The 2569-nt window shown below is 37.6% G+C and carries 4 protein-coding genes; 2 read left to right on the top strand and 2 right to left on the bottom strand.

Annotated features, from left to right (window positions below; all coding sequences use genetic code 11):
- Together Q5O73_RS10430 and Q5O73_RS10425 are read left to right on the top strand one after the other, a co-directional pair.
- On the top strand, positions 1–529 hold a 529-nt coding region (locus Q5O73_RS10430), incomplete at its 5' end, for a [Fe-Fe] hydrogenase large subunit C-terminal domain-containing protein (RefSeq protein WP_302669655.1).
- Positions 513–1064: an ECF transporter S component gene (locus Q5O73_RS10425; protein WP_302629519.1), complete on the top strand. Its 552-nt coding sequence runs from the start codon at positions 513–515 to the stop codon at positions 1062–1064. The genes Q5O73_RS10430 and Q5O73_RS10425, both read left to right, overlap by 17 nt.
- 25 nt (positions 1065–1089) lie before the next feature.
- Here Q5O73_RS10425 and Q5O73_RS10420 read toward each other — a convergent pair whose 3' ends face one another.
- Together Q5O73_RS10420 and Q5O73_RS10415 are read right to left on the bottom strand one after the other, a co-directional pair.
- A complete protein-coding gene (locus Q5O73_RS10420; protein WP_302669654.1) occupies positions 1090–2373 on the bottom strand; it encodes a putative ABC transporter permease in 1284 nt (427 codons plus the stop codon).
- Positions 2374–2394: 21 nt separating this feature from the next.
- Positions 2395–2569 (bottom strand): magnesium transporter (locus Q5O73_RS10415; RefSeq protein ID WP_302669656.1); only part of this gene is annotated, 175 nt, incomplete at its 5' end.

Below are 2569 nucleotides of genomic sequence, written 5' to 3'. Positions count from 1 at the left end.
CTGTAAGGTAGTATTCATTGGTCCATGTGCTGCGAAAAAGCTTGAAGCAAGCCGTCGCTCAGTACGAAGCGATATTGACTTTGTTTTAACCTTTGAGGAAATGATGGGGATTTTTGATGCTAAGGGAATTGATTTTAACAATCTTGAACTAGAAGAATTCAGACAAACTTCCAGCTCCTATGGTAAGGGATTTGCTGCCAGTGGCGGTGTTGCCAATGCCGTTGTAAATGTTTTAAACAGTATTGACCCTGACCGTGAGGTAAAAACAGTTAAGGCGGAGGGATTAGCGGAATGCAAAAAAATGCTTATGTTAGCCAAAGCCGGAAAATATGACGGATATCTGTTAGAGGGAATGGCATGTCCCGGCGGATGTCTTGGTGGTGCAGGAGTTTTGGCAGATGTCAGAAAAGCAGGCATTGCTCTTGAACAGGACAAATCAAAATCTGAATTAACAAAACCGTCTCAGTCAGAATACTTAAAATATCTTCATTTAATAACAAAGGAGGAATTGTATGAAAATGAGGACTAGAACCATTACCGTTACAGCAGTAATGATTGCACTTTGCATAGCAGTACAGTTTTTTAAAGTTCCAACCTTTGCATATTCAATTTATGTTATTGGTGGATTAATTAACCTGATACTTATTATTGATACATTATATTGCGGAATTGTTAGCGGTATTATAGTTTCAGCTGTTGCCCCTATTACATCTTTTATTATAACCGGGTCACCTGTTATTGCCGCTGTCCCTATGATTCTTCCGTGTATTATGATAGGAAACATGGTTCTTGTGCTTTTTGCCTGGTTTGTCAGGTGCAAAAAGCTGGAACTTAATCTTTTGCCAATAAGCCTTATAGCAGGCTCTGTTGCCAAATGGGGTGTAATGACACTTCTTATTATCAGATGGGTTCTTCCATCCTTTGGAAAGGGATTAAGTCACGTAGCCTACAAGGCTGCAACAGTTACATATTCCACAACCCAGTTAATTGCGGCATTGTTTGGAACTGCATTAGCCTGTGTTATCTGGCCTATTGTGCGATTAGGTGTAAAACGTTCAAAATAAAAATTGTTTATGAATAGATATAAAATCAGTCTACAATTAATGCTTTCGGGTATACCCGGTTCATTAAATTGTCATCGTATTTTGTGTCTATCCATTTTTCTATGTTATTATTTGCATTCTTTCCCTTGCTTCTTTCCTGATATCTTGCAAGGGCAATACTTGATATGAAAACATTCACTAACATAAATGCCAGTAACATCCATGTAGCTATTATTCCCGGTTTCTTTGGGATTTTTTCAATAAGGGCAGACAGTAGCGGATATGCAACCTTAAACCAAACTATAGCCGCTATTCCCCAAAAAGAACAGTACAATAAATTAATTCGTCCTCCAAGGTTAAATGGCATATCGCTGTAATCCCAGAAAACAGTGCCAAAGGCTATTTCCGTAAAAACGCTGCATATGTACTCATATGCTCCCCCTAATATAGTTCCCGTAAAAAATAAAAACAAGATATTTTTATCTTTGTACTTATATAACAGTACCGTTATGGCAGCTACTCCTACCCCCCACACAATACTAAACTGTCCGTAAATAACACTGCTTCTGCTCATCCAGCTTCCCATAACTATACGACAGAAAACCGTCTCCACAATGTCTCCAAGGAACGCTCCTATGAAAAACAACATAACCACCTTATAGAAACTACATCCTGTGGCAAACTTTGTTTTATCCTTTTGTTCCCCTGTCCCCGGCTTGCTTCTTGTATATGCCTTTCCTAATCGGCTGTCAATAACACCATAAATTCTGTCACTTAAGTTTTTAGTTACAGTATCTAATATGTCTTCTGCCTTTTTGCAATATTTTTCGCTTTTATGGTGTCCTGATAAAATAAGCATAGTGGCAAGGCCGTCAATAAATATAACCGCCAAAAGAATCCACACTATGATTTCCATTATATATACCGGGATAATTTTATAAATATTAATAAAGAGATCGTTGACCCATGTTTTTACAACAAAGCCCATTATCGCCCAGATAACTGAAGCACCAAGGCAGATATAACCGTCAAAGTTAAATTTGAAATTAGAATAGTCCCACCAGCGTTCATGGTACATCTTTTCAATAATATGTCCGCCGGTCCACTCAATAAGAGTGGCTACTATCATACTTCCAAATAGTAGCCAGAATCCGTTTAAGTCCCTAAGAATAACTGTAATGGCAACAGCTGAAATACCGTAAATCACACAGAAGGGTCCGTTAATGATTCCTCTGTTAACAAACCTTTTTCTTTTTATTGCAGCAATTGTTGTCTCAAATACCCATCCTAAAAATGAGTAAACTATAAATAAGTATATCAGTATATTCATTAGTACTTCCTTTGTTTTTTATTATAAATGTAATATGTTGATAAGGAAAACCCATGCAAGTCCGTAATATGTTACCGCAGCAACTAAATCGTTTACGGTAGAAATAAGAGGACCTGATGCAACTGCCGGGTCAAATCCGATTTTGTCAAGAATAATGGGAATAATAGCTCCTACAAAGCTTGATATTAACATAGCC

The organism is Eubacterium sp. AF15-50 (assembly GCF_934835595.1).
GTDB classification, from domain to species: domain Bacteria; phylum Bacillota; class Clostridia; order Lachnospirales; family Lachnospiraceae; genus Eubacterium_G; species Eubacterium_G segne.
Note: the sequence above shows the minus strand (reverse complement) of the source record. Positions and strands in the feature narration are given on the sequence as shown.